Genomic DNA, 23,773 nt, shown 5'->3' on the forward strand with positions numbered 1-23,773 from the left:
CAACATTATTTGTATTTTTATGTTTTATTGCAATTATTTTTTAATGAATTTCATTTGTCACTGCTGTTTGTGCGCTATTTATCTCGTTTTCAGTCAAGTTGTGAGCTTTAACTCTTTGTTCAACAAAAGTTGAGTATTTTGATTGCTGAGTTTGTTTTGTTCAAATATATTTGCACAAAATGATACCAACTAGGTAAAGGTGAAATGATGGATGCAACAATTACTGCTGCACAGTGGAAAGCAGATACCCGCTTCGATAGTACGGATTGGGGCTGGATTATCATGAGTATCGGAATGGCGATTGGCGCGGGGATCGTATTCTTGCCTGTGCAGGTCGGTTTGATGGGGTTATGGGTTTTCTTACTGTCTGGCATTATTGGCTATCCTGCCATGTATATGTTCCAACGGTTGTTTATCAATACCTTAGCAGAATCTCCAGAATGTAAGGATTACCCGAGTGTGATTTCGGGTTACTTAGGTAAAAACTGGGGTATGTTGTTGGGTGGTTTGTATTTCATCATGCTGGTCATTTGGGTGTTCGTTTATTCAACGGCCATCACAAACGACAGTGCTTCATTTTTGCAGAGTTTTGGGGTCACCAAAGCGTTATTGTCAGAAAATCCTTTCTATGGTTTAGCCTTGATCTGCGGTCTTGTTGCTTTAGCCTCCCGCGGTGAGAATCTTTTGTTTAAGATCTCTACTTTTATGGTACTGACTAAGTTGGGCGTTGTCGCCGTGCTAGGGTTATTGATGGTGGATAAATGGGATATCAATAATATCGGTGCTATCCCAGCCACGGGTGATTGGTTAAAAGATGCGGTCGTTATGCTGCCTTTTACGCTAACATCGATTCTGTTTATTCAAAGTTTAAGCCCTATGGTGATTTCATACCGTTCGCGGGAAAAATCCCTTGCGGTAGCGCGCTTTAAAGCGATGCGCGCTATGAACATTGCCTTTGGCGTCTTGTTTGTCGTGGTGTTCTTTTATGCCGTGTCATTCACCCTAGCAATGGGACATGATCAGGCCGTGCGTGCATCGGAAGAAAATATCTCGGCTCTTGCTATGGTTGCCCAAGGTATGCAGGGACAAACACTAAAATTGCTGAGTTTAACCTTGAATATTTTTGCGGTGATGACGGCTTACTTTGGCGTATATCTCGGTTTTAGGGAAGCTTGCCAAGGATTGACCATGAACATGCTGCGCCGTTATATGCCTGAAGATCGTATCAACAAAAAGCTTGTTGGTTACGGCATTATGATTTTTACCATTCTATTATCTTGGGGCGCGATTGTGTTGAATGCGCCAGTGCTGAGCTTTACGTCGATTTGTAGTCCAATTTTTGGTTTAGTCGGTTGTTTGATACCCGCTTATTTAGTGTACCAAGTACCTGCATTACATAAGTACAAGGGCGTGTCGCTGTATATCATTATTATCACAGGCTTATTGCTGTGCGTATCCCCCTTCTTAGCGTTTAGTTAACACGGATTAAGTGGTACAAAAAGATAAGCTTTAAGGAATTAAAAAACCGGTATTAAGTGTAAACTCAATACCGGTTTTCTATGTTGAGCAATTATCTCGATAATGCTCTATGGTCAAAGTTTGAATTGAGATGTGGCGTTTTTTAGTTCATCGGCAAAATCGACTAATCCCTCAGAAACATTGCGAACCTGCGACAGAATTTGCAATGTCTGTTCAAATGAAGCGTTCATATTGACGACGTTATCGACCACTTGAGAAGCGACCGAGGCTTGCTCCTCCGTTGCCGAGGCGATGTGAGTATTCATACTATTGATACTGACAATCTGCTGTTGAATTGATTTCAGTGCACTCCCTGTATTTTGAGCATTGGTTTCATTTTCCGATGACTTCGACATCGCCACATTCATGGTATTGACCGAGGAAATGGCCGCCGTTTTAAGGTTTTGTAACACATGGCGAATTTCAGTGGTTGCATCGGCTGTTTTAGAGGCGAGAGCGCGAACCTCATCAGCGACTACGGCAAAGCCTCGTCCTTGCTCACCTGCGCGGGCGGCTTCGATGGCGGCATTAAGTGCCAACAGGTTGGTTTGCTCGGCAATAGAGGTAATCACATTTAAGATAGAGGTGACATTTTCAGTATCTCTGGCGAGCTCGTTGATTGAGTTAGAAGCCGCCTGAATTCCTGTATTTAATTGCTGTGAAATATCGATTGTGCGCTGAACGACTGTCATACCTTGCATCGCTTCTTTCTCCGCGACCTGTGCTGCACTGGCGGCTTGGCGGGCATTTTGCGAGATTTCGATGACAGAGTGACGCATGTCTTCCATTGAGACTTGTACTGCACTGGCATCATGGCTTTGCCGCTGGGTGGCATGCGTCGCATCTTCCATGCGCTGTTTTAGTGAGCGCGAGCTATCAAGTAAGGGATCGGTAACATTCACCACCCTTCGAATAGAATCTCCGAGCAAGCGAAGAAATCGATTGAAGTTACTTGATACTTGGCCGAGTTCATCACTACCAGATACTTTGAGCTGATGACTAAGATCGCCTTTTCCATCGGCCAGCTCACTCAGTGACTGGGCGACATTACGCGCAGATGAGCTGATAGCGCGTGCAATGGCAATAGTGACAATCAACATCACAATCAGCAAAGCGATGCCAATGGAGAGGGTGAGCCACAAACTTTGCGCAGATCTGTCGCCAGCTTCTTTTATCGATTGTTTAAATTCGAGTACTTTGCTTTGTTTGTAATCTTGTATTTCATTAAGTACAGCTTCATAGGCTTGGGATTTTTCTTGGCTGATCTGGCCAATGTTTGCCATATCAATCGTACCCGCCAACATGCCTTTAGCCAGCTTAATCGTCATGTCGTTATAGCGGGTTAACTTAGCGGATAGATTGCTGAGTTTATTGGCTTGTGAGGGATCGACACTATTTAATTGTTGTAGGTTTTTACGTAAAGATTCATACATAGTACCTGCATTAGTTAACAGGTCTTCGTCGGCAAAAGAAACCGATTGAGTATAAAGTTCATCGAGTCGTTGGATAAAAAACACGTTTTGATTGGCGAGTTCAACTCTTTGGTAAACTTGCTGCTCCATATAATTAAGTGTGGTGCGATTTTTATTTATGGAGATGACACTAATGCTTAAGTTTAAAGCGAAAATGATGACTGCTAAAATAAATATCGCGATAACTTTTTTAAAAATAGAAATATCATTAAAGAAATTCATCCCTTGCCCCCAAGTTGTGCCGAGCTTGAGCTCGGCACTCCAATCTAAAACTCGGCAATAACTTTTACCGAATCATTGGCCTCACTACTATCAATATAGCCAATAATATTGGGGTTCGATGCAACTAATTTTATCATCTCCGCCCCACTAGTGACTTCCTTGGGTGGCGTTCCTTTGCCTGTAAATACTTTTTGTGACCAATATGACTTAAGTTGGCTGGATGACTTGCCCAGCACTTTAGTATCAAAGGTTTCCCTTAATGGCATAGCACTGTCAAGATTGACCGGCACGGCCTGCGCTCCACCAGGAAAGGTCTTTGTTTTCCCTAGAAAAATATTTTCAATAACCTTTTGGTCGACAGTGTCTGCATTACTGGGATGAACGATGACAACCACACCAGCAAATAGTGGCATTGAGACTAAGCTGAGTAGGATTAAGCAAAGTAACTTATTCATTTCTCTCTCCTAAAATACTAAGTCAATGCCAAGACTGATGGATTTCGAATCCCCTGCGACTTTCATGCCTGGGCCACCATCATCTTTAACGTCATCATACTGAATTTTAAAGGCCGCCGAAGGATGGAAATCCCAACGTATACCTGCAGAACTTGTATGGTGAACTTCACCGCCTTCACCATCATTGAAGTCCGAATAGGAAATGTAAGGCATCACTGAATCGATACGATAGCCGAACGAGAGAAGATAAGTATCTAGATTACTCCCATCGAGATCTAAGCGGTTAAGCTCAGATAAAAAAAGGAAATTCTCATAATCTATATTAACGGATAGGCCATAAAACTTACCCGTACGTTGGTTGCTACCATTCCATTCCTGCTGAATACCACCAATATAACGTTCGTTAGTGTATTGCATATGCGTGAGGCGAATATCTAACCAATCTTTATTGAATTGAACAACAATACCGCCTATATCCTTCCATACTTCTCGGGTATTTTCGAGGAAGAAAAAATCAGATAAAAGCTTATTAGGTTCGCTATCTTCGCTACCGTAATAAACTTGTCCAGACATAGTCCAGTCGCCAATTAAATAGTTATATAAGGCGCTGACACCTGTGTAGTTAAATATTTGCCATGTGTAATTATCTGCGGGTGGACGTATCCAAGGATAAGCATATCCAACATCAAAAAAGTCACTGTAATAGTAGAGCGGTAAGCGTTTTTTACCTCCTTGTACTGTCCAATGATCATTGATCTCATAGGACAGATAAGCCCATTCAAAACTTGCCGAAAAGTCATCAGCCCCGCGGGAAACAACCTGTGCCGTGGCAGATAAACCTTCGAGTAAATCCGCTGAGAATTGAATACCAAATAAGGTATCGGGTTTGAAACTAATATCTTCATCATAGGCGCCAACGAGTGGATAGTCGGCGAGAAAGGTGGGGCCTAAATCAAACTCTGCAACGCCCGAACCTTCGAGAACTTGACCAGCAACAACTGAGGCAAAACCTGAAATGTTGACTTCTGCATAAGCGGTGGAGCTGAGCAAAAGTGAGCAAAGACCTAATGAAAGCTTATGTTTCATAAAAAAGCCCTTTAAGTGAGTATATTCGTTTTTAAGCCTAGAACAGGTACAAACATACGCAAACTTTTATTAAACATTTTTGCAACATGGTGGTTTGGCTCTCATTTTGAAAGATAAGTTTGATATTTTATGAGTAAAAAGCGTTAGGTAATTCGAGCTAACTTAAGTCAAAACTGTAAGTTCAATATTCTAAATTTGGAATGATTACTCAGCCATACCATTAAACTGTTCAGGTGAGACTGTGTTCTCCCTGAAAACTGTTTCGAAAATTCGCCAAAGAATATTATTGATTTTGCTAAATGAGAGACTCAAAGCTTGAGTGAAAAGTGGTGAGATAATTATCTTTATTAACAATATTAGCCAAAGCTAAATGTGGTTGTTATTTAGCCTTTAGATTATAAAAATAACGCAATGGATACTTTTTATTAAACTAAAATTGGGCTTTTTACATAAAAATGCTCTAAATCTATCATTGATTATGCTTGTTAAGTCAACGTCGATATTTATTCCATTTTCATGAGTATGCCAGCGCTGTAGCATATTTTACTGAGTCTTTTTCTCCGATGTCGTGGTTTTATACTGTATGGTTAGCGGCTTGATTGCTGCACAGTGCTATAGCACCTATAATCTTGCTCTCTTATGTTGAGTTTCTCTTCTTTCTAAACATGATCCAATAAAAGGAATGTCATAATGCAAAGACGCAATTTTTTAAAAAGTGCGGCTATTTTGTCGACTGCGGGTTTTATCACGCCGGTACTGGCATCTTCCTCTAAATCGAGTGTCGTTGAACATAGCTCAAGCGATGGACGCCGCCGTTTTACCTTAATCAATACTTACCATCTTATTGCCCCAGAAGGGTCTGAGGGTGTGGTTAAGTTGTGGATCCCTTTGCCCGAAGACACGCAATTCCAATTGGTGAGTCAGCTGAATTTTACGGGCAGTTTTAAAGACGCCTATATCAGTTCAAACAACAGTTATGGCGCTAAAACCCTGTTTGCGACTTGGCCCGATGCCAAAGCGAATATGACAATAACGGTTGAGCTTGATATTGAAACGATAGATTGGGAACCCGTTAAAAGCGGCGCCTTAACCCATTACCGCACCCCAGAGCAGATACATTATCCTGCAGATGTTGAACGTTATTTGCTGCCGACTAAACACATGCCGCTTAATGGTATTGTGAAGCAAACAGCAGATAAGATCGTTGGCAGCGAGACTGAACCACTGAAGCAAGCACGACTGATTTATCTTTGGGTTAGCGCTAATATGTTTCGCGATAATAGCGTGATTGGCTGTGGTACGGGTGATGTAGCAAGTATCCTCGAAAGTGGCAAGTTAGGCGGTAAGTGTACCGATATTAACTCAGTATTTGTGGCGCTAATGCGCGCAGTGGGGATCCCTGCACGTGAGATGTTTGGGATTCGCTTAGGTCAGGCTATCAAGATGGGCGAATATTCTAAAAAGGCCTTTGGTAGTGCCGATGACAAAGGGGTTGCCGATGTCAGTGGTGGTCAACATTGTCGCGCTATGTTCTATTTAGCGGGTTATGGTTGGTTGCCAGCCGATCCTGCCGATGTGACAAAAATGCGTTTGACGGAGAAAAAAGAACACAGCGATCCCGCAGTTCAGGCCGTGAATGATTACCTCTTTGGCAATTGGGAAATGAACTGGGTTGGCTTTAACTATGGCCGCGACTTTGATTTATTCCCTACAGCCGAACAGACACCACTGAATAACTTTGGTTACCCGTATGCCGAAGTTGATGGCGATCCCGTGAACTATTATGAGCCTAAAGTGTTTGCCTATGACTACCAGTCAACCGAACAACGCTAAGGGCCTCTTAGCGACTATGGCCGCCGCAGTGGTTGCTGCGGTTGCTTCAAGCCTATGCTGTATTGCACCGCTTATTTATCTGGTGTTCGGGGTGTCGGCCGCAAGTCTGTCGGGGATTGAGCAACTGAGCTGGCTGCAAGTGCCCATGTTGATACTGTCGTCTGGGCTGATTCTGATGGGATTTTGGCGGCTCTATTTTGCTAAAAAGCCACTGTGTACCGCGACGTTGAGTCGTACTCAGATGCTGTGGCTGTACTGGTTAACTGTACCTGTTGTGCTGGCATTTCAGTCATATCCTTTTGTATTACCTTGGTTATTAGAGGTGCTTGAATGAAGTTAGTGTTATTTCTCGCCTTAAGTATGTGTTCAGCGTCGAGCTGGGCGGCAAACGTGCTGGTCACCTTAGATGTTAAGGGCATGACTTGTCCGCTGTGTGTCACTGTCGTGAATAAAGCGCTGCGTAAAACCGATGGGGTGATTAAGGCCAAGGCTTCGTTAAAAACGGAGCAAGCCTTAGTGACAGTGCCAGAGGATTTTAATCTAGATAGTTTGCTTAAGGCCGTCGACGAAACTGGGTATAAGGGCAGTATTAATAAGGTAGAAAAACAATCCTAAGCGTTGGTGTCTTTAGTAACGGATTGAGTGACATTATAAAATATCAGTCTAGCTTCAAATGATTAGACTGATATTTCACCGAGAAAATACACTCTGTATCCCACTTGTTACTTCCTTCACTGCCAATTTTTTCCTTTGCGGGTCATTTCTTCGTTAGCTGTAATACACCTCGGACTCGATACGACGTTGCCGCTCTTCATTTTTCTCCGATGATTCTTTAATCAGATCCAATTTTTGCGCTTGCAGTAATTCTAGTTGCTTGGCTTTTTGTTCTTCAGATAGATTTTCATCGGCTGCAACCTTCGCCATTTCTTCATCTATCTTATTAATTTTATCCCTATCGACTCCTGTACGGTTATCTAAAATAGCCTGCATGGCTTTGTCCAACCTGTTGATGCTTTTGTCTGGTTCAGGCGTGCCTGCAATGGCTTGCACATTACCCGTGTAGCCTTGTTTAGCGTTAGGGGCCAGATGGCTATAGGTATCGGCAGTCGTTACCGATGCTGCAGAGGAGAGCGTTACAGTATCTTGGCTTATTGATGAAGTTAGATTCGCCGCCGTTATTGAATTTGCACGAGTTCCTAGGCCATTTGTGCTCGGCTCGACTTGCTTGAGTGGCACATTGGCATAACTTTTCGCAAAGGTATTGGTATAACTATTAGGGTTAATTGTGCTCATATCCGACTCCTTTATATATGAATCTGTCCCTTGGTCACTTGCGGTTTAAAATGTTGAGCGGTTAACTAATGGGTGTTGCTGGACGTTTCAATATTATCTGATGACAACTTTGCAATTTGAATTAGCAAGTTATAGGCCAAGTTAGGTTTATTTGTGGTTGATTTATCAGGAGTCACTGTTAAACGATACTTTTAAAAAATATTTATACAAAAACTTGATCCTTGTACAACTATGGTCCGTAATTAAAGACATAGTGATACAAGGAGCCTACTTATGTACAAGTTTAACCCGCAGCGAATTCAGATTGGGATCAGCGCTTGTCTATTGGGGGAGAAAGTTCGTTTTGATGGCGGACATAAAAATTCGACCTATTGTAATCAAGAGATTAAGCAATTTTTCGATTATGTGCCCATCTGTCCTGAAATGGCGATTGGCTTAGGTGCCCCCCGGAAAAGTATCCGACTAGTCCGTGATGGGGAAACCATCTTAGTTCAGAGTGGTGACGGTAGCTTAGATGTGACCGATAAGCTCAATGAATACAGCGAAAACAAGGTTGAAGAGCTCGATTTCCTTGGCGGATACTTGCTTTGCGCTAAGTCGCCAACCTGCGGCATGGAGCGGGTAACAGAGTATAAAATTGGCACTAACAATGGTTCTAAGTCTGGCATTGGTGTATTTGCTCGCAAGTTGATGGAACGATATCCACTATTGCCCGTGGAAGAAGAAGGCCGCTTGCATGACATGGTGCTGCGGGAGAACTTTTTCACCCGCGTTTATGCCTATCACGATTGGCACCTGATGAAACATGAAGGGCTGACTAAGCATAAGTTAGTGAAGTTTCATTCCCGCTATAAATACCTATTAATGGCACACAGCCCGACATGGTATCGCGAGCTTGGGCCGATAGTGGCCAATATTGAGGATCTTGAGCAAAGCGCGACCCGCTACTTTGAAGGCTTTATGACGGCGCTGAAAATTAATGCGACCCGTAAAAATCATACTAGTACGCTGCAGCATATTCAGGGTTACTTTAAAAAGCATTTGAGCAAAGAGCAAAAGATAGAACTGTCTGAAACGATTATGAAATATCGCCAAGGTCTATTGCCGTTATTAGTACCTATCACGCTCATTAACCATTATTTACGCGAATTTCCAACACCTTATATTGAAGAGCAAGTGTACTTAAACCCTCATCCTGAGGCGTTAAAGCTGCGCTATGCCTATTAACGTTTACCTAATCGCATTCAGTTGATTTTAGCTTTTGATTTAGTGAGTTATTACTGAAATATGAAACAAACTATAGAGAACACGGCCCACACAGAACCCAATGGTGAGATATTACTCCCCATCGGTGAAGTGTCGGCCTTAACGGGCGTGAATGCCGTGACCTTAAGGGCATGGCAGCGCCGTTTTGGCTTGGTGATCCCTGCACGTACACCCAAGGGGCACAGATTATATACGAGTGAAAATATCCAAGAAATCCATGAGATTAATGCATGGCTAGCTAAAGGTGTTGCGATCAGTAAGGTTAAACCTTTGCTGATGAGTGCTGCTAAATCTTCGTTTACAGAAATAGTTCAAACTCAAGCCATTGATTTATGGTGCGAGCAAGTCACTGCGCTTAATACGGCATTATTCGACTTCAATCAGCACAAATTACAGCAGATTTTAGATGATGCATTTGGCTTATATCCTTTCCAATTGGTGAAAGAAAAGTTGCTACAACCTTGGCTTAATCAACTCGAGGACTTAGTGAATGAGCGGCTCGATGCCGAGTTGATTATTGCTTGGTTAAAGAGCGAGTTACTTAACCGAGTGGGTGGACGTCATGCCTTTAATGGGCAGGCCGTGACGGCGAGAATCGCTCTGGTGAGTCTATCCCGTGGGGCACATACCTCGCTTAATTCCACCCGCACTAACATTTTATTTTCTCTACTTCTATCGCTCGAGTTAGCGTCGCTGCGGGTATCGGTTATTGATCTTGGCGAGCAAGCCATGGGCAGTTTACCTTTGCTGCGAGGCAGGCTTAACGTCGATGCACTTTTGCTTATTCCCGACTCAAATCATTCGGGTTCTGAACAGACTGAAATGCTGACTGTATTGGAACAAATGACTTTCCCATGCTGGTTTATGGGGCCTTTTGCGCCAACGTTAAGCTTTTTATCTGCTTTTTTGGCGTCTTCGACGACGGACTTGATTGGGAAAATACCATCTCGTTTAGCGGGGAAGGTGAATAGAAGTCGTAAGCACAGTGGAAAGATGAATACCGTGAATCAAAGCGAGCAGATAAATAGCGAGAAAAACAATGATATTAGCTAACGATTCAATGCCAATAGATTCAATTCCAATAAAAGTGCAGGGCAATAATGCACTGATGTGGTTTCGCCAAGATTTACGCCTTGCCGATAATCAGGCATTAACCGCCGCTTGCGATTGGGCGCGGGAGAATAGCGTGGCACTTAAGGCGATTTATATCGCTACGCCAACCCAGTGGCAGCGCCATGACGTTGCACCCATTCAGTTGGATTTTATCGAACGTCATATCAATTTACTTACCCAAGGACTGGCGAGTCTTGGTATTAGATTCGAGTTAATTCAGTTAGATACCTTTGCTGATGTACCTGAGTTTATCGGTCACTATTGCCAGCAACAGGGGATTGGTCGAGTGTTTGCTGGTCGCGAGCCTGAGATTAACGAGCAACTGCGCGACCAAGCCTGTATTCAGGCGGGTATCCCTCTAGTGTTAACCGAAGAACACTGTTTGCTTAAGCCGGGTACTGTGCTGAATTTATCCGGCGACATGTACAAGGTTTTCACTCCTTTTAGCCGTAAGTGGCGAGAAATTGCCGCCCGCCATGCCATTTTGCCGCTTCCTGTTCCGGCGCCACTTGGACCTGTGTTGGCCGAGCCAAAGCCGCTTTTGTTTAACAATGTCACTAAAATGTCGAGTGAACTTTGGGCTGCGGGAGAAGGGCAGGCGAAGCGTTTACTCTCAGCATTTATTCTGCAAAAAGTGCAGGATTATAAGCAAGATAGGGATTTCCCCGCCATTGATGGTACTAGCTCAATTTCACCCTATCTGGCCATTGGTGTGGTTAGCCCAAGACAATGCGTTGCCGCGCTGTTGCATCACTTCCCTGAGGTGATTGTTGACGACACTAGCCCTGCTCGTACTTGGTTAAATGAGCTTACTTGGCGTGAGTTTTACCGTCATTTGCTGGTGGCATTTCCCGATTTATCTAAGAATCACAATTTCAATCGTCAAGCCGACCATGTGCAGTGGCGCAATAACCCGCAGGAGTTTGCTGCTTGGTGTGAAGGTCGTACTGGCTATCCGATTGTGGATGCGGCTATGCGCCAACTCAATCAAACGGGTTGGATGCACAATCGGCTGCGTATGGTGGTGGCGAGTTTCCTGACTAAACATCTGCTGATTGACTGGCGCTGGGGCGAGCGCTATTTCCGCCAAAAACTGATTGATGGTGACTTAGCCGCGAATAATGGCGGCTGGCAGTGGTCTGCGGGTTGTGGCTGCGATGCTCAGCCTTATTTCCGTATTTTTAATCCTATAAGCCAGAGTGAAAAGTTTGATCCAGATGGCAGCTTTATCCGTAAGTATTTACCAGAGCTCGCATCTTGGGGAATTAAGCAATTACATCAACCCAGTACAGCGCAGACACCGTCCTTGTTTGAACCGCCGTTATTCAACACTAAAACGGCTTATCCAAGTGCGATTGTCGAGCACAGTGCAGCAAGAGCAAGGGCATTAACCGTATTAGGCGTATTGAAAAAGGCCACGGCCCAATAAATAGGATCAGGAGCAATAACAAGATGATAAACCAAGCGACGACTGAGACTAATACGCTTGTTGATGATTTTATTCAGCTTTATCAAGCTTTGAATAAAGATAACTTGCATCTGTTAGGTCGGGTTTACGACGACAGTATTAGTTTTACCGATCCTATGCATCAAATCACAGGGCTAGCGTCGTTAACTCAGTACTTCGCGAAGTTATATAAGAATGTTAAGCATATTCAGTTTGAGATCAAAGAAGTGCAGCAGGATGCGAACCAAGCCGCGCTGTTTTGGCAGATGCAATATTGCCACCCTAAGTTGAATAAAGGCGAACTTATCCGTGTTGACGGCATGAGTCAACTTAAGTTCGACGACAAGATTTATTTTCACAGGGATTACTTCGACTTAGGGCAAATGTTGTACGAGCATTTGCCTTGCATGGGCGGGCTTATCCGTTTGCTCAAAGATAGGGCGGCAAAATAATGAGCGCTGTTAAGCCATTGAAAATAAATACCGTGCTGATTACGGGTGCAAGCTCAGGCATTGGGCTGCGACTGGCTCAGGATTATTTAGCCTTAGGTTGGCATGTCATTGCCTGTGGCCGATCGCAAGAAAGGTTAGAGTCGTTAGCCTTGAATGAACTAGTCGGTGCTACGTTGTTTATCTTCGATATATCCCAGCGCGACCAAGTTCAACAAGCTGGCCAAAATGTAGCTGAGCTATTGGCGAAAACAGATTCTCAGCTCGATTTGGTCATTTTGAATGCGGGCAGTTGTGAATATATTGATGATGCTAAGGCTTTCGATGATGTGTTGTTCGAGCGCGTTATCCATACCAATCTAATTGCAATGGGATATTGCCTCGGGGCATTTTTACCTTTAATGCCAAGGGGTTCACGTATTGGCTTAATGAGTTCCAGCGCTATTTATTTACCTTTCCCTCGCGCTGAAGCTTACGGCGCCTCTAAAGCCGGCGTGCAGTATTTAGCCTCGAGTCTTGCGCTCGATCTTGCCAAGAACGACATAGGCGTGAGCTTGATTTGCCCTGGTTTTGTGGCGACACCACTGACCGCAAAAAATGATTTTTCTATGCCAATGCAAGTGAGTGTACAAACCGCTTCTAAGGCGATACGTAATGGGCTGAAAGGTGGCAAGCGCGAGATCCATTTTCCGCGACGCTTTACTTATCTATTGAAGTTGATGTCGTTTTTACCTGCCTTTGTGTGGCAAAAAATGATTGCAAACGATACTCAAGCCAAGCCGCTAAAGGACAATAGTTTATGAAAAATATCGCCATCATCGGCACCGGCATTTCTGGATTAACCTGTGGCCATCTATTAAGTGAGTCGCACAGGGTTACAGTGTTTGAGGCCAATGACTATATCGGCGGCCACACGGCGACAGTCGATGTGGAGCATCAAGGGCAAACCTACGCTATAGACACAGGTTTCATCGTGTTTAATGACAGAACATATCCACGATTTGAACGTTTATTGGCTCGCCTTAATGTCACCATATTACCGACTGAGATGAGTTTTAGCGTGCACAATGCGCTGACTGGGCTTGAATACAACGGCCACAATTTAGGTAGTTTGTTTGCCCAAAAGCGTAACCTCCTGAATCCACGCTTTTGGGCCTTTTTAAAAGAAATTTTGCGCTTCAATAAAGGCTGTAAGGCACTCTATCAACAGGATATTTATCCCGAAGGTAACTTAGGTGATTATTTAGACAATGAACACTTCTCACCATTTTTCGCTGAGCATTACATTTTGCCCATGGGCGCAGCGATTTGGTCTTCGAGCATAGAAGATATGCGCGCGTTTTCGTTGAAGTTTTTTATTCGTTTCTTCCAGCACCATGGTTTATTAAATGTCAGTGATAGACCCCAGTGGTATGTGCTAAAGGGGGGCTCGCGTAGCTATATTCCTGATCTTATTGCGCCCTTTAAAGACAATATCCGCCTTAACTCACCCGTGACAGGTATTGAGCGCCATGGCAATGGGGTGAAGTTACAAGTTCACGGTGAATGGTTGGAATTTGATGAGGTGATTTTAGCCTGTCATAGTGACCAAGCACTGCGGATGTTAAACGATCCTACGCCAACAGAACGCGCCATTTTAGGCGACCTCAGCTACCAGAATAACGATGTGGTGCTGCACATGGATACACGTATTTTACCGAAGCGAAAAGCCGCTTGGGCGAGTTGGAATTATAGGTTAGATGGTAACCTAAAACGTCCAGCGTCAGTGACTTATAACATGAACATACTGCAACAGTTGCCAGCCAATGCGCCGACCTTTTGTGTCACCTTGAATCAGTCAGAGTTGATTGATGAGGCGAAAGTGATACGCCGCTTCAATTATGCCCACCCAGTGTTTAACGAAGCCAGTCTTAAGGCTCAGGGCCGCCGTGAGGAAATATCCGGGCAAAATCATACCCATTTTGCTGGCGCCTATTGGCACAATGGTTTCCATGAAGATGGCGTTCGCAGTGCACTTGATGTGTGTGCCCATTTTGGTGTCAGCCTATGACAGGTTTAAATGTGACAGGTCTAAATATGACAGAGCTCAATAGCGGTATTTATTACGGCACTGTATCCCACAGCCGTTTTACGCCGATTAAACATAGTTTTAGTTATGCCATGGCGCTGTTGGCGATTGATTTAGATGAAGTCGATAAGATCAGTGCCATGGGGCGAGTTTTTGCCAGCCAGCGCCACGCTTTACTGAGATTCAATCCTAAAGACTATTTAACTTCTTTTACGACTACATCCAATGACAGCGGTGAAGTGGCTGTTGTCGATCCGAGCGCAGCTGCACTCAAGAGTCGCGTATTGACTCAAGTGGCAGCGTTAGGCGCAGATAAACTGTGCGATCGAGTTTTGTTTGTGGGTCAGATCCGTCATTTTGGCGTGTATTTTAGCCCAGTAAATTTCTACTTTTGTTATCAAGATCAAACGCCTTTATACATGTTGGCCGAGGTGAGTAACACGCCTTGGGATCAGCGCCATTGCTATTTAGTCGATTTAGCCGCGCCCAAACCTTCTGACAAAGTGTTTCACGTGTCTCCCTTTATGACTCTCGATATGCGTTATCTCTGGCATGTGTCTGCGCCGAGTGAAGACTTAAACATTGGTATTGAAAACAAGTCGATGCAAGAGAATGGCAAAAAACTGTTTAATGCCAATTTAGTGATGAAACGCCAACCGATCACGGCGGCCAATTTACGGACGCTTTTGTTTCGCTTCCCTTTTATGACTCTCAAGATCTTCTTCGGGATTTATTGGCAAGCGCTAAAACTCTTTTTTAAACGTGTGCCCTTTGTGCCGCATCCAGCTCAGATGGAGAAATAACATGGAAAATACGGCTTCGCAAACCTCAGTCACCACAGGGAAACTGCCCGACAGTATTGCGCGTAAAGTCTTGCTTAAGGCGCTGGAAAGTCTCCCACATGGCTGCTTGACCTTGGTTGAGGGCGACAAGAGTTATCGTTTTGGTGAGAGTCATACCGACTTGCACGCTACGCTTGTGGTTAAACACCCGAGTTTTTATCGTCAAATAATGCTTTCAGGCTCCATTGGTGCGGGTGAAGGTTATATTCAAGGCCATTGGACGAGCCCTGATCTCACCAAAGTCGTACAACTGTTTGCCCGTAATTTAGCCTTACTCGATAAGATTGAAGCCAAATTCTCTTGGTTAACTGGCACGATAAACCGTGTGAAGCATGTGCTGAATCGCAATTCTCAAGAGGGCTCAAAGCGGAATATTCTCGCCCACTATGATTTGGGTAATGCTATGTATGAGCAATTCCTCGACCGTGAAATGTTGTATTCCAGCGCGCTTTATCCACATGAGGAAGCCAGTTTGCAGGAAGCGCAGTTGTTTAAGCTGATGACTATTTGTGAACGACTCGATTTACAGCCAGGTCAAACCTTGCTTGAGATTGGTACAGGCTGGGGCGCGCTGGCTATTTATGCGGCTAAGCATTATGGCGTACACGTTACAACAACAACGATTTCAGATGCGCAATATGCCTATACCAAAGCCCGTGTCGAACGCGAAGGGCTAAGCGATAAAGTGACGCTGTTGACAGAGGACTATCGCAATCTCACTGGAGAATACGACAGGGTTGTTTCTATCGAGATGATTGAAGCGGTAGGGCATGAGTATTTACCAGGCTTCTTTAAAAAGTTGGAAACATTGTTAAAACCCAATGGGCGCATGCTGCTACAGGCGATAACGATTGCCGATCAACGTTACGACAGTTATCGCAAAAGTGTGGATTTTATTCAGCGTTATATTTTCCCCGGTGGCTGCTTACCCTCAGTGAGCCAAATGGTCGGTCACATTGCTAAACAGACGGACATGGTGGTCTGGTCGCTCAATGATATGGGGCTCGATTACGCTAAAACCTTAAAACATTGGCATGAGAATTTTGATCATGCGATAGGCGAAATCCAAGCTTTAGGTTATGGCGATGATTTTATTCGGATGTGGAAATTTTACCTAAGTTATTGTGAAGGTGGATTTTTAGAACGTACCACAAGCACTGTGCATTTAGTGGCTGTGCGTCCGGACTATCGCATTGCTAGCCATCATCCCCCAAGCCATAGCCCTAATGCGATGTAATCTGTTTTGATTAAGCAGTCACTTTAGTGGAAATAACCATTTTCGTTGGAATGAGCCGCTTTGTTTGCAGCAAGATAAAAGTGAGGCAAAGATGAAGTCCATGTTAGCTAACTCTCGGGTTCCTTTTAAACATCAGGGCTTTATTCTCTATAACGCCTTGAGTTTTCAGGCTGTGTGGTGGTCTAGTGTACTTTGGCTTAACACCTCACTGTTGTTAACTATCCCTTTGTTATTATTTCACTTTATCCTGCTAGCTTCCTTAGGTAAGCCCGAGTATCGCAAAGTGGATTTGCTATTGATGCTAAAGGTTGCAGCCTTAGGAATAGGCGTCGATACCGTACTCTCTGTTTTAGGGGTGTTTGAGTTTGCTCTTTTCCCTTGGTGGCTTGGTTGCCTGTGGCTGCATTTTGCTTTGACCCTGAATCATAGCTTGGCCTTTATGCGACCTTTACCGCTGATATTTCAGGCGTTACTCGGGGGCATTTTTGGCGGGTTAAGCTATTTGGCTGGCGCACAATTTAATGCCGTGAGTTTGCCCTATGGCAATGTCATTTCTGCTGTGGTGTTATTTTTGGTTTGGCTAGTCTTGTTGCCATTTTTAACCCAACTTGCTAATCCCTATGGATTTAATCGAAGCACTAAAGCGCGTTCTTTTACTGTGTTTGGGCGTTAATTATTGAGTTGTAGGAATTGATCGCGGTTAAGTCATTATGCTGTTTTTAGTTAAGTACCAGTTGTAAGACATTATGCAGTAAAAGGGGGATCCCATGTCGTCAGTTCGTAATCGTAGCCCAAATCTTGGTTTTTCATTTTTGAACTCAAGCTGCTTAAGTCTATTGGCCCTTAGTTTATTGGCCGCACCTTTAAAAGCGTTAGAGGCGAAAACGCCTGATTTTGAAAATATTACTATCGAACTGAATGATGCCGCCGATGTGACGCAGACTTTTCAGGAAGTGGGCCGCGGGGAAATGGATTGGCTGTGGTTTAGTTTGTATAAGGCGAGACTGATGACGGTAAATGGCCGTTATCAACAGGGGCAATATCCTCTGCTGTTAGATATTGAATATTATCGAGATATTGAGTCAGAGGATTTGCTCGAAGCGACAAAAGATCAATGGAAGCATCTAGCGTTTGCCGAAAATGATATCCAACGTTGGTTGGGTTCATTAAATGCGACTTGGCCCGATGTGAAGCAGGGCGACCATTTAAGTTTTAAGGTGATAGATGGACAAACGAGTCAGTTTTTCTTTAATCATCAACCACTCGACATTATCCATGATGCTAATTTTGCTGAGGCATTTTTAGCGATTTGGTTATCGAAAGCTACTAGTCGTCCTGATTTGCGGGCGCAATTACTCGGAGAAAAACCATGCGATTGTTGAAACGGCTTGTCGGCCGAAAGTTATTTTTAGGTTTAATAATGATAGGGCTGTTGTCGAGTTGTTCATCGGTGGAAGTGACTGATTATAAAGATACTCATCCGACATTGGTTTTGGAGTCATTTTTTAATGGGCCATTAAAAGCCTCTGGGGTCGTACAAGATTTTAGTGGCAAAGTAATCCGCAAATTCAATGTCATTATGGAAGCCAGTTGGCAGGGAAGTGAGGGAGTCATTAATGAATGGTTTGTGTATGATGATGGTGAAACTCAAACTCGTGTGTGGCGCATCAAGGCACTAGGGGAAGGGCGATACTCAGGAACTGCAGGTGACATTATCGGTACTGCCGATGGCCAATCTAGCGGCAGTGCGCTACGTTGGAAATACGATATGTTATTGCCTGTGGATGGTGAGGAATATCAAGTTCATTTCGACGATTGGATGTTCTTAGTGAATGATAATACCATTATAAATCAGAGCGATATTATTAAGTTTGGCATCACAGTTGCTAAAGTCACTTTAGTTATTCAAAAATAGTCTCAGCAATTTTTAGTTAAGTTGGCTTACCCCAGCTTGTCTTGGATTAACTCTGTTGATTAAGACTTAAATTGGCTTAAACAGTATAGCTTGGCTAATAACCCCCTTTTTTCTGCATTAAAGTGTTGAAGTCAAACCAAAGTTGCAGTTAGGCATTTTTGCTAGTGGCATAAGTGATATATGGGGGTAAGGTTATTGCAACCAATTGTTTAAATTTAATTAATCTGAGCTTAAGTCTAAGTCTAAGTCTAAGTCTAAGTCTAAGTCTAAATAGATAGGGGGTAGTCGATGAAAAAACACGTTGTTTTATGGGGAGTATTTTTAAGTCTGTCGTTAACTGCTTGTTCATCTTTTGACTTTAAGTTTGAGGATCATTCTGAGAAACAAGTCGATCCTCATCAACCCGCAAGCGATCCTATGGTGCAAGATAATGAACGTCGTATTCGAGATGCGAGAAAAGACGGTCAGTTAGAATCCGATTTTCTAAAACCTAGGTATCCAGTTAAGTTTAAATAAGAAAATGCCTTAGGAACTCACTTCAACCTCAATACTTAACTATCAATAGCAAGTATTAAGGTTGTTAGGGGAGAGGCGAAGAACTAACCCGCTTGACGACTGTTATCTATCGATTTTTTGTCATAATATTCAAACGGAAACAGATTACGAATCCTTTGCTTTACATTGTCACTCACGTTGGCAGAAATATGTAAGCGTACATCTCCTGATTTTTCAGCCCTAACAGTACAAGTCAGTTTTTCTGTTTTAGCGATTTGGCGGCATTCCCGTTCGAATCGTTCGGGGATCTTGCCCTTATGCTGAGTCATACGGCCATCTTTAAAATGCATTTCAAAAATAGTCAGACCTTTCTTGCCACCAAATATCAGTTTGTAAACGAGAAATATACCAATAGCGACAAAAATGAGTTTGAAAATATCGGCTGTCATAACGTCTCCTATCTTATGTTTATAGAACCAAGATACTCCCGAGTTAGTTGTTTTAACAGTGCGCTAACGCGCAATTTTGAATTGGCAATAAAATGATTCCAGCCTAGACTTAACTGGCTAAGGAAAAGTAACCCCTCAGTTAAGGAAAACGCCATGTACTTATCAAATGCAGATCGTTGGTCATTATTGTGTAAGAAGCAAATCGATGTTATCGAAAAACTTGCTACACATTTCCCCGAGAGAAAAGCACATCTAAGTGAGCTCACTCAAGGGTGGCGCCATGTTCAACATCAAGTTCAAGCAGGTGATAGGCCTATGCCACTCGAGCTCATCAAATAAGCACGATTGAGTCATTTGGAACTAGATAGTTTGTATAAGAACGCAAAGCCACTCAATAATGAGTGGCTTTTTTATATGGCGAATATAAAACTATCATTTATAGGGGTAAAGGATTAAGTGATTGTCTGTTGCATGAAGTCAATAAATTATCTTAACGCTCGATTTGAACGTTTATTGTGCCAGTATTGAGGGTGCTATTGTTATTATTGAGGGAAGTTCGTTGTGTTTTGCTTTGAAACACTTCAAATTTCAGATACAAAAAACAGATACAAAAAAGCCACTCATTGAGTGGCTTCGTTGTTTATATGGTGCCGGCACCAAGAGTCGAACTCGGGACCTGCTGGAATTATCGAGAGTAAGTCAGTTGCGCTTTGTACTGAACACTTCAAATTTCAGATACAAAAAAGCCACTCACTGAGTGGCTTCATTGTTTATATGGTGCCGGCACCAAGAGTCGAACTCGGGACCTACTGATTACAAGTCAGTTGCTCTACCAACTGAGCTATGCCGGCGTAAAGCACAGTAATAAACCCAATCGAATTCATTACCTTAAAATTGGTGCCCGAACCCGGAATCGAACCAGGGACACGAGGATTTTCAATCCTCTGCTCTACCGACTGAGCTATTCGGGCAACTAAACTAAGCGTTAGTTAACTACTTTGAACTAAGTCGTGAAGACCTTGTTCGTTCGAAGTGCGCGTATAATATAGTGCTCGCTTTAGCTGTGCAAGCCCTTTTTAAGTGACTGATTAACTATTAAACAAAATGCGCTTATTTATTTGATTCTTTCGTTTTACCCTTATTTTACCGCTGAAAGTTTCAGCACTTTAACGCCAGTAGGTGTTCCTTTTGGCTGTTTATCCTAACTTCCTCATTTATTTATCTTCTATTTTGGAGAGAAAAATTAAGGTTTAAGCTCATCTGTTGCAAGCAAGTGGCAGTGGGGCGCAGTGGGTATTGTTGAGCTTTGATTGATGGCTGGCTGATATTTATGGGGTGTAACTAAGCGGAGCAACTAAGAGTAAGCGAGTGGCTTCATTGTTTTATATAGTGCCAGCGGCACCAAGAGTCTAACTCGGGACCTACTGATATTATCAAGAGTAAGTCAGTTGCGATTGGCCACAGACTTTGTGAGTTTTTATTCAAATTTCAGATACAAAAAAGCCACTCATTGAGTGGCTTCATTGTTTTATATGGTGCCGGCACCAAGAGTCGAACTCGGGACCTACTAGTATTATCAAGAGTAAGTCAGTTGCGATTGATCACAGACTTTGTTGGTTATTATTCAAATTTCAGTTACAAAAAGCTACTCAATGAGTGGCTTCGTTGCTTTATATGGTGCCGGCACCAAGAGTCGAACTCGGGACCTACTGGTATTATCAAGAGTAAGTCAGTTGCGATTGACCACAGACTTTGTTGGTTATTATTCAAATTTCAGATACAAAAAAACCACTCATTGAGTGGCTTCATTGTTTTATATGGTGCCGGCACCAAGAGTCGAACTCGGGACCTACTGATTACAAGTCAGTTGCTCTACCAACTGAGCTATGCCGGCTTAAATCTTTACTGCAACTTTTACTAAAGAATAATGGTGCCCGAACCCGGAATCGAACCAGGGACACGAGGATTTTCAATCCTCTGCTCTACCGACTGAGCTATTCGGGCAACTAAACTAAGCGTTAGTTAACTACTTTGAACTCGTTGGCTAAGCCGTATCGTTCGAAGTGCGGCTATATTAGCTAGGGTGTTTGACCTCTGCAAGTGCTTTTTCCTGATAAATCACTCGTTCGGCTGTTTAATGCACATCTTGGGTGTTTTTTATCTCTTATTTTGCGAATTCAGCTCAATTTCACTCGTTGGCTGTATTTTTCAAGTCAGAGGGATACTGATGTTTACTATAGCTTTGTGCTCACAGATCATGATTTTTGGCTTACTTTCTAAAATTTAGAAAGATATAAGCGATTTTTACTGATTTTAGTTTTTAAATTTAGATTTATGATAATGAATATTATTTCATGGATAGCATGAAGAAAACGCGAGTACGGAGTCGCAGTATGTTTCGAAATAGTCAGTTTGCTTATGGAATTACCGCCATTGTGACCCATTGGTTGAGTGCGTTCGTCGTGATTGGGTTATTTGCAGTCGGTGTGTGGATGGTGGAGTTAACCTACTACAGTACTTGGTACAAGACTGCGCCGCATCTACATAAAAGTATTGGGATTCTGTTATTGGCTGCGACAATATTTCGTTTGGTATGGCGCTTAGTTAATCCCAAGCTTGTACCTGAGGCGAGTCATAAACCGTGGGAAAAGACGGCCGCACATTTGGCGCATTTTATTATTTATATCTTGCTCTTTGTCATCATGACTGCTGGCATTTTAATCTCAACCGCAGATGGCCGTGGTATCTGGGTGTTTGATTGGTTTGAACTACCAGGATTGGGACTTTTGTTTGAAAACCAAGCTGATATCGCGGGTGATATTCACCAATATGCGGCTTACAGTTTGATCTCGCTGGTCGTTATTCACGCCGTGGGCGCATTAAAACATCACTTTATCGATAAAGACGCCACCCTACTTAGAATGATTAAATTGAAACGAGGATAATACAATGAAAAAGCAACTGTTAAGCGCACTGATTGGTGTATCTCTATTGGCTCCTGTGGCGGCTTCAGCTGCTGACTATGTGATTGATCATGAAGGCGCTCACGCTTCTATTACATTTAAAGTGAATCACTTAGGTTATAGCTATGTGGTGGGGCGTTTTAATGATTTTAGCGGCGATTTTAGCTACGATGCGGCTAAACCAACTGCGATGAAAGTGAATGTCACTGTGAATACATTAAGTGTCGATTCAAACCATGCTGAGCGTGACAAACATATTCGCGGTGAAGATTTCCTTAATACTGGCAAATTCGCTAAAGCGACCTTTGCATCTACTTCGGTGGAAGATAAAGGAAATGGCGATTTAGTGATTAACGGCAACTTAACTTTAAATGGTGTGACTAAACCATTAGCGATCAGGGCCCATGCTGTGGGTGAAGGTCAGGATCCTTGGGGGGGCTACCGTGCCGGTTTTACGGGCACAACCACCTTTGCGATGAAAGATTTCGGTATCAAGATGGATTTAGGTCCAGCATCTAGCCATGTTGAGTTAGATCTAGTGGTTGAAGGCGTGCGTAAGTAACTCTTTATTCTGCCATTAGATAAACAAAAAGCGCCGAAAGGCGCTTTTTTGTAAGCTTTATACTTAGGGCCGACTAACTACCAGAATTGTAACCGACCTAGTGATGTGAGAAATCGAGATTAGCCGGGAATGGCTGAAAACAAGTGAGCAATTCCCTTTGTTGATGCGGGTTTGACTGGGTTTTAACAAGGCTTTAAAAGATTGTCTAGCTAAATGAGAAATTGAGGTGGCGTGCATTCATAATTAACTGCACGCCGTCTATATGAGAATTACTTAACGTCCTTACCTATCCAAACAACCTTGCCTATCACACTCAATAGACCTAGTTCAGTTACAGGTATTCGCTGCTCTCTATATTCTTTATTGTCGCTAATGATCGTGATGCTGCCATCGATATGGACTTGAACACGTTTAGCAAACAAATCATCCCCAATGCGCAAGACAAAAATACTGCCGTCAGAAAGATTTGCATCAGTGATATCCACCAGGATCGAGTCACCAGAATGGATCGTTGGTTCCATTGAGTCGCCTTTCGCGAAAACTACACGCAGGTTTTCAGGCTGTAACCCTCGGTAACGCAGCCATTTCGATCTAAAGGCTAGTTTGCGCCTAACTCGTTCATTATCCCACAGCGCACCATGGCCCGTGCTGACTTGAGTATGGTAGCCATCGATAAGTGCATATTCCTCTGCAAACTCTTCAGTCTTACAAATCACACTTTCATATGCCGCAGTTTCGCCTGGGAATTTTGGACCTTCACCAGTACATAGCCATTCGAGATTGACTTTATAGCGGCGAGCAATACGAACCATCTTATCAAACGAGGGCATAGTCGACTGAGTAAACCATTTACGAACACCGCCTTCTGAGGTGTCGATAGCATTCGCAAATGCTCTGAGGCTTTCGTCGCCCATCAGTTCTTTAAGACGCTCTCCAAAGCTTTCTATTCCAGCCGACGGAAAAGAAAGTGCACTTTCTTTTTTAGTGTTCACTTTAAATTTAAATAAAGCGCTTTTCTATCAACGCCTTACCCTCCGTGGCCAATGGGCCGTTAAATAATTCAAAAGAAAGTTACTAAAAGACGTTGA

General features: G+C 43.3%; 25 protein-coding genes and 4 tRNA genes. 19 read left to right on the forward strand and 10 right to left on the reverse strand.

Going from position 1 to position 23,773, the window contains the following annotated elements:
* The first annotated feature begins 207 nt into the window (after window positions 1–207).
* A complete protein-coding gene (locus HUB64_RS18495; RefSeq protein WP_028761316.1) occupies window positions 208–1,479 on the forward strand; it encodes an amino acid permease in 1,272 nt (423 codons plus the stop codon).
* 113 nt (window positions 1,480–1,592) lie between these two features.
* On the opposite strand, the gene HUB64_RS18500 is transcribed toward HUB64_RS18495, so the two are convergent.
* Genes HUB64_RS18500 through HUB64_RS18510 form a run of 3 tightly spaced genes read right to left on the reverse strand, consistent with a single transcriptional unit; the run spans window position 1,593 to window position 4,753 of the window.
* Window positions 1,593–3,212, reverse strand: coding sequence for a methyl-accepting chemotaxis protein (locus HUB64_RS18500; protein WP_173497568.1), 1,620 nt, complete (start codon window positions 3,210–3,212; stop codon window positions 1,593–1,595).
* A 44-nt stretch (window positions 3,213–3,256) separates the two neighbouring features.
* Window positions 3,257–3,667, reverse strand: a complete 411-nt coding sequence (locus HUB64_RS18505; protein ID WP_105251847.1) for a phosphate ABC transporter substrate-binding protein — start codon at window positions 3,665–3,667, stop codon at window positions 3,257–3,259.
* A 9-nt stretch (window positions 3,668–3,676) separates the two neighbouring features.
* On the reverse strand, window positions 3,677–4,753 hold the full coding sequence (locus HUB64_RS18510) for a porin (RefSeq protein ID WP_168823015.1): 1,077 nt from the start codon (window positions 4,751–4,753) through the stop codon (window positions 3,677–3,679).
* 690 nt (window positions 4,754–5,443) lie between these two features.
* Here HUB64_RS18510 and HUB64_RS18515 point away from each other — a divergent pair.
* Genes HUB64_RS18515 through HUB64_RS18525 form a run of 3 tightly spaced genes read left to right on the forward strand, consistent with a single transcriptional unit; the run spans window position 5,444 to window position 7,201 of the window.
* Window positions 5,444–6,586, forward strand: a complete 1,143-nt coding sequence (locus HUB64_RS18515; RefSeq protein WP_173497569.1) for a transglutaminase-like domain-containing protein — start codon at window positions 5,444–5,446, stop codon at window positions 6,584–6,586.
* A 16-nt stretch (window positions 6,587–6,602) separates the two neighbouring features.
* Window positions 6,603–6,920 (forward strand): hypothetical protein, encoded by a 318-nt coding sequence (locus HUB64_RS18520; protein WP_309247085.1) that lies wholly within the window; start codon window positions 6,603–6,605, stop codon window positions 6,918–6,920.
* Window positions 6,917–7,201 (forward strand): heavy-metal-associated domain-containing protein, encoded by a 285-nt coding sequence (locus tag HUB64_RS18525; RefSeq protein ID WP_173243585.1) that lies wholly within the window; start codon window positions 6,917–6,919, stop codon window positions 7,199–7,201. The genes HUB64_RS18520 and HUB64_RS18525 overlap by 4 nt, the downstream gene beginning before the upstream one ends.
* Window positions 7,202–7,354: 153 nt before the next feature.
* On the opposite strand, the gene HUB64_RS18530 is transcribed toward HUB64_RS18525, so the two are convergent.
* Window positions 7,355–7,879 (reverse strand): hypothetical protein, encoded by a 525-nt coding sequence (locus tag HUB64_RS18530; RefSeq protein WP_173243587.1) that lies wholly within the window; start codon window positions 7,877–7,879, stop codon window positions 7,355–7,357.
* Between the two features lie 273 nt (window positions 7,880–8,152).
* On the opposite strand from HUB64_RS18530, the gene HUB64_RS18535 reads away from it, so the two are divergent.
* From HUB64_RS18535 to HUB64_RS18590, 12 genes are all read left to right on the forward strand, one after another.
* The gene (locus HUB64_RS18535; RefSeq protein ID WP_173243591.1) at window positions 8,153–9,106 is read left to right on the forward strand and encodes a DUF523 and DUF1722 domain-containing protein; all 954 of its coding nucleotides are present in this window, start codon (window positions 8,153–8,155) and stop codon (window positions 9,104–9,106) included.
* Window positions 9,107–9,166: 60 nt separating this feature from the next.
* Window positions 9,167–10,198, forward strand: coding sequence for a MerR family transcriptional regulator (locus HUB64_RS18540; RefSeq protein WP_173243593.1), 1,032 nt, complete (start codon window positions 9,167–9,169; stop codon window positions 10,196–10,198).
* Entirely contained in the window at window positions 10,185–11,687 is a 1,503-nt protein-coding gene (gene phrB / locus HUB64_RS18545; RefSeq protein WP_173497570.1) for a deoxyribodipyrimidine photo-lyase, read from the forward strand. Before HUB64_RS18540 ends, phrB begins: the two co-directional genes overlap by 14 nt.
* Window positions 11,688–11,710: 23 nt before the next feature.
* Complete coding sequence (locus HUB64_RS18550; RefSeq protein ID WP_173243599.1) at window positions 11,711–12,157, forward strand: nuclear transport factor 2 family protein; 447 nt, start codon at window positions 11,711–11,713, stop codon at window positions 12,155–12,157.
* Complete coding sequence (locus HUB64_RS18555) at window positions 12,157–12,957, forward strand: SDR family NAD(P)-dependent oxidoreductase (RefSeq protein WP_173497571.1); 801 nt, start codon at window positions 12,157–12,159, stop codon at window positions 12,955–12,957. The genes HUB64_RS18550 and HUB64_RS18555 overlap by 1 nt, the downstream gene beginning before the upstream one ends.
* On the forward strand, window positions 12,954–14,204 hold the full coding sequence (locus HUB64_RS18560; protein ID WP_173497572.1) for an NAD(P)/FAD-dependent oxidoreductase: 1,251 nt from the start codon (window positions 12,954–12,956) through the stop codon (window positions 14,202–14,204). Before HUB64_RS18555 ends, HUB64_RS18560 begins: the two co-directional genes overlap by 4 nt.
* On the forward strand, window positions 14,201–15,025 hold the full coding sequence (locus HUB64_RS18565) for a DUF1365 domain-containing protein (RefSeq protein ID WP_173497573.1): 825 nt from the start codon (window positions 14,201–14,203) through the stop codon (window positions 15,023–15,025). The genes HUB64_RS18560 and HUB64_RS18565 overlap by 4 nt, the downstream gene beginning before the upstream one ends.
* Before the next feature lies 1 nt (window position 15,026).
* Window positions 15,027–16,301, forward strand: coding sequence for a cyclopropane-fatty-acyl-phospholipid synthase family protein (locus tag HUB64_RS18570; RefSeq protein WP_173497574.1), 1,275 nt, complete (start codon window positions 15,027–15,029; stop codon window positions 16,299–16,301).
* 91 nt (window positions 16,302–16,392) lie between these two features.
* Complete coding sequence (locus HUB64_RS18575) at window positions 16,393–16,974, forward strand: DUF2878 domain-containing protein (protein WP_173497575.1); 582 nt, start codon at window positions 16,393–16,395, stop codon at window positions 16,972–16,974.
* A 94-nt stretch (window positions 16,975–17,068) separates the two neighbouring features.
* Window positions 17,069–17,683 (forward strand): chalcone isomerase family protein, encoded by a 615-nt coding sequence (locus tag HUB64_RS18580; protein WP_173497576.1) that lies wholly within the window; start codon window positions 17,069–17,071, stop codon window positions 17,681–17,683.
* A complete protein-coding gene (locus HUB64_RS18585; protein WP_105251860.1) occupies window positions 17,671–18,216 on the forward strand; it encodes a DUF3833 domain-containing protein in 546 nt (181 codons plus the stop codon). The genes HUB64_RS18580 and HUB64_RS18585 overlap by 13 nt, the downstream gene beginning before the upstream one ends.
* A 288-nt stretch (window positions 18,217–18,504) precedes the next feature.
* Window positions 18,505–18,732: a hypothetical protein gene (locus HUB64_RS18590; protein WP_113939410.1), complete on the forward strand. Its 228-nt coding sequence runs from the start codon at window positions 18,505–18,507 to the stop codon at window positions 18,730–18,732.
* A gap of 83 nt (window positions 18,733–18,815) precedes the next feature.
* Here HUB64_RS18590 and HUB64_RS18595 read toward each other — a convergent pair whose 3' ends face one another.
* Window positions 18,816–19,160, reverse strand: a complete 345-nt coding sequence (locus HUB64_RS18595) for a DUF3634 family protein (RefSeq protein WP_105251862.1) — start codon at window positions 19,158–19,160, stop codon at window positions 18,816–18,818.
* A gap of 153 nt (window positions 19,161–19,313) precedes the next feature.
* Between HUB64_RS18595 and HUB64_RS18600 the strand changes: the two genes are divergently transcribed.
* On the forward strand, window positions 19,314–19,499 hold the full coding sequence (locus tag HUB64_RS18600) for a hypothetical protein (protein ID WP_105251863.1): 186 nt from the start codon (window positions 19,314–19,316) through the stop codon (window positions 19,497–19,499).
* Window positions 19,500–19,935: 436 nt separating this feature from the next.
* Here HUB64_RS18600 and HUB64_RS18605 read toward each other — a convergent pair.
* The 4 genes from HUB64_RS18605 to HUB64_RS18620 all read right to left on the reverse strand — a co-directional run bounded on the left by HUB64_RS18605 (window position 19,936) and on the right by HUB64_RS18620 (window position 21,164).
* Window positions 19,936–20,011, reverse strand: a tRNA-Thr gene (locus HUB64_RS18605).
* Between the two features lie 44 nt (window positions 20,012–20,055).
* A tRNA-Phe gene (locus HUB64_RS18610) sits at window positions 20,056–20,131 on the reverse strand.
* An 847-nt stretch (window positions 20,132–20,978) separates the two neighbouring features.
* Window positions 20,979–21,054: transfer RNA gene (locus HUB64_RS18615), tRNA-Thr, on the reverse strand.
* Between the two features lie 34 nt (window positions 21,055–21,088).
* Window positions 21,089–21,164: transfer RNA gene (locus tag HUB64_RS18620), tRNA-Phe, on the reverse strand.
* Window positions 21,165–21,553: 389 nt separating this feature from the next.
* Here HUB64_RS18620 and HUB64_RS18625 point away from each other — a divergent pair.
* Both HUB64_RS18625 and HUB64_RS18630 read left to right on the forward strand, forming a co-directional pair.
* Window positions 21,554–22,105 (forward strand): cytochrome b, encoded by a 552-nt coding sequence (locus HUB64_RS18625; RefSeq protein WP_173243621.1) that lies wholly within the window; start codon window positions 21,554–21,556, stop codon window positions 22,103–22,105.
* A 4-nt stretch (window positions 22,106–22,109) separates the two neighbouring features.
* A complete protein-coding gene (locus HUB64_RS18630) occupies window positions 22,110–22,685 on the forward strand; it encodes a YceI family protein (protein WP_173243624.1) in 576 nt (191 codons plus the stop codon).
* 269 nt (window positions 22,686–22,954) lie between these two features.
* Here the strand turns inward: HUB64_RS18630 and HUB64_RS18635 are convergent, their stop codons facing one another.
* Window positions 22,955–23,677, reverse strand: a complete 723-nt coding sequence (locus HUB64_RS18635) for an XRE family transcriptional regulator (protein ID WP_173497577.1) — start codon at window positions 23,675–23,677, stop codon at window positions 22,955–22,957.
* Window positions 23,678–23,773: the final 96 nt, after the last annotated feature.

The sequence above is a fragment of the Shewanella sp. ISTPL2 genome, assembly GCF_013283205.1.
Lineage (GTDB): Bacteria > Pseudomonadota > Gammaproteobacteria > Enterobacterales > Shewanellaceae > Shewanella > Shewanella oncorhynchi.

Coding starts and splice junctions, on each gene's coding strand:
- HUB64_RS18510 (WP_168823015.1), bottom strand. CDS start 4,753: ATGAAACATAAGCTTTCATTAGGTCTTTGCTCACTTTTGCTCAGCTCC.
- HUB64_RS18590 (WP_113939410.1), top strand. CDS start 18,505: ATGAAAAAACACGTTGTTTTATGGGGAGTATTTTTAAGTCTGTCGTTA.
- HUB64_RS18515 (WP_173497569.1), top strand. CDS start 5,444: ATGCAAAGACGCAATTTTTTAAAAAGTGCGGCTATTTTGTCGACTGCG.
- HUB64_RS18500 (WP_173497568.1), bottom strand. CDS start 3,212: ATGAATTTCTTTAATGATATTTCTATTTTTAAAAAAGTTATCGCGATA.
- HUB64_RS18630 (WP_173243624.1), top strand. CDS start 22,110: ATGAAAAAGCAACTGTTAAGCGCACTGATTGGTGTATCTCTATTGGCT.
- HUB64_RS18565 (WP_173497573.1), top strand. CDS start 14,201: ATGACAGGTTTAAATGTGACAGGTCTAAATATGACAGAGCTCAATAGC.
- HUB64_RS18535 (WP_173243591.1), top strand. CDS start 8,153: ATGTACAAGTTTAACCCGCAGCGAATTCAGATTGGGATCAGCGCTTGT.
- HUB64_RS18625 (WP_173243621.1), top strand. CDS start 21,554: ATGTTTCGAAATAGTCAGTTTGCTTATGGAATTACCGCCATTGTGACC.
- HUB64_RS18520 (WP_309247085.1), top strand. CDS start 6,603: ATGGCCGCCGCAGTGGTTGCTGCGGTTGCTTCAAGCCTATGCTGTATT.
- HUB64_RS18570 (WP_173497574.1), top strand. CDS start 15,027: ATGGAAAATACGGCTTCGCAAACCTCAGTCACCACAGGGAAACTGCCC.
- HUB64_RS18585 (WP_105251860.1), top strand. CDS start 17,671: ATGCGATTGTTGAAACGGCTTGTCGGCCGAAAGTTATTTTTAGGTTTA.
- HUB64_RS18580 (WP_173497576.1), top strand. CDS start 17,069: ATGTCGTCAGTTCGTAATCGTAGCCCAAATCTTGGTTTTTCATTTTTG.
- HUB64_RS18525 (WP_173243585.1), top strand. CDS start 6,917: ATGAAGTTAGTGTTATTTCTCGCCTTAAGTATGTGTTCAGCGTCGAGC.
- HUB64_RS18495 (WP_028761316.1), top strand. CDS start 208: ATGGATGCAACAATTACTGCTGCACAGTGGAAAGCAGATACCCGCTTC.
- HUB64_RS18505 (WP_105251847.1), bottom strand. CDS start 3,667: ATGAATAAGTTACTTTGCTTAATCCTACTCAGCTTAGTCTCAATGCCA.
- HUB64_RS18540 (WP_173243593.1), top strand. CDS start 9,167: ATGAAACAAACTATAGAGAACACGGCCCACACAGAACCCAATGGTGAG.
- phrB (WP_173497570.1), top strand. CDS start 10,185: ATGATATTAGCTAACGATTCAATGCCAATAGATTCAATTCCAATAAAA.
- HUB64_RS18595 (WP_105251862.1), bottom strand. CDS start 19,160: ATGACAGCCGATATTTTCAAACTCATTTTTGTCGCTATTGGTATATTT.
- HUB64_RS18530 (WP_173243587.1), bottom strand. CDS start 7,879: ATGAGCACAATTAACCCTAATAGTTATACCAATACCTTTGCGAAAAGT.
- HUB64_RS18575 (WP_173497575.1), top strand. CDS start 16,393: ATGAAGTCCATGTTAGCTAACTCTCGGGTTCCTTTTAAACATCAGGGC.
- HUB64_RS18600 (WP_105251863.1), top strand. CDS start 19,314: ATGTACTTATCAAATGCAGATCGTTGGTCATTATTGTGTAAGAAGCAA.
- HUB64_RS18560 (WP_173497572.1), top strand. CDS start 12,954: ATGAAAAATATCGCCATCATCGGCACCGGCATTTCTGGATTAACCTGT.
- HUB64_RS18550 (WP_173243599.1), top strand. CDS start 11,711: ATGATAAACCAAGCGACGACTGAGACTAATACGCTTGTTGATGATTTT.
- HUB64_RS18555 (WP_173497571.1), top strand. CDS start 12,157: ATGAGCGCTGTTAAGCCATTGAAAATAAATACCGTGCTGATTACGGGT.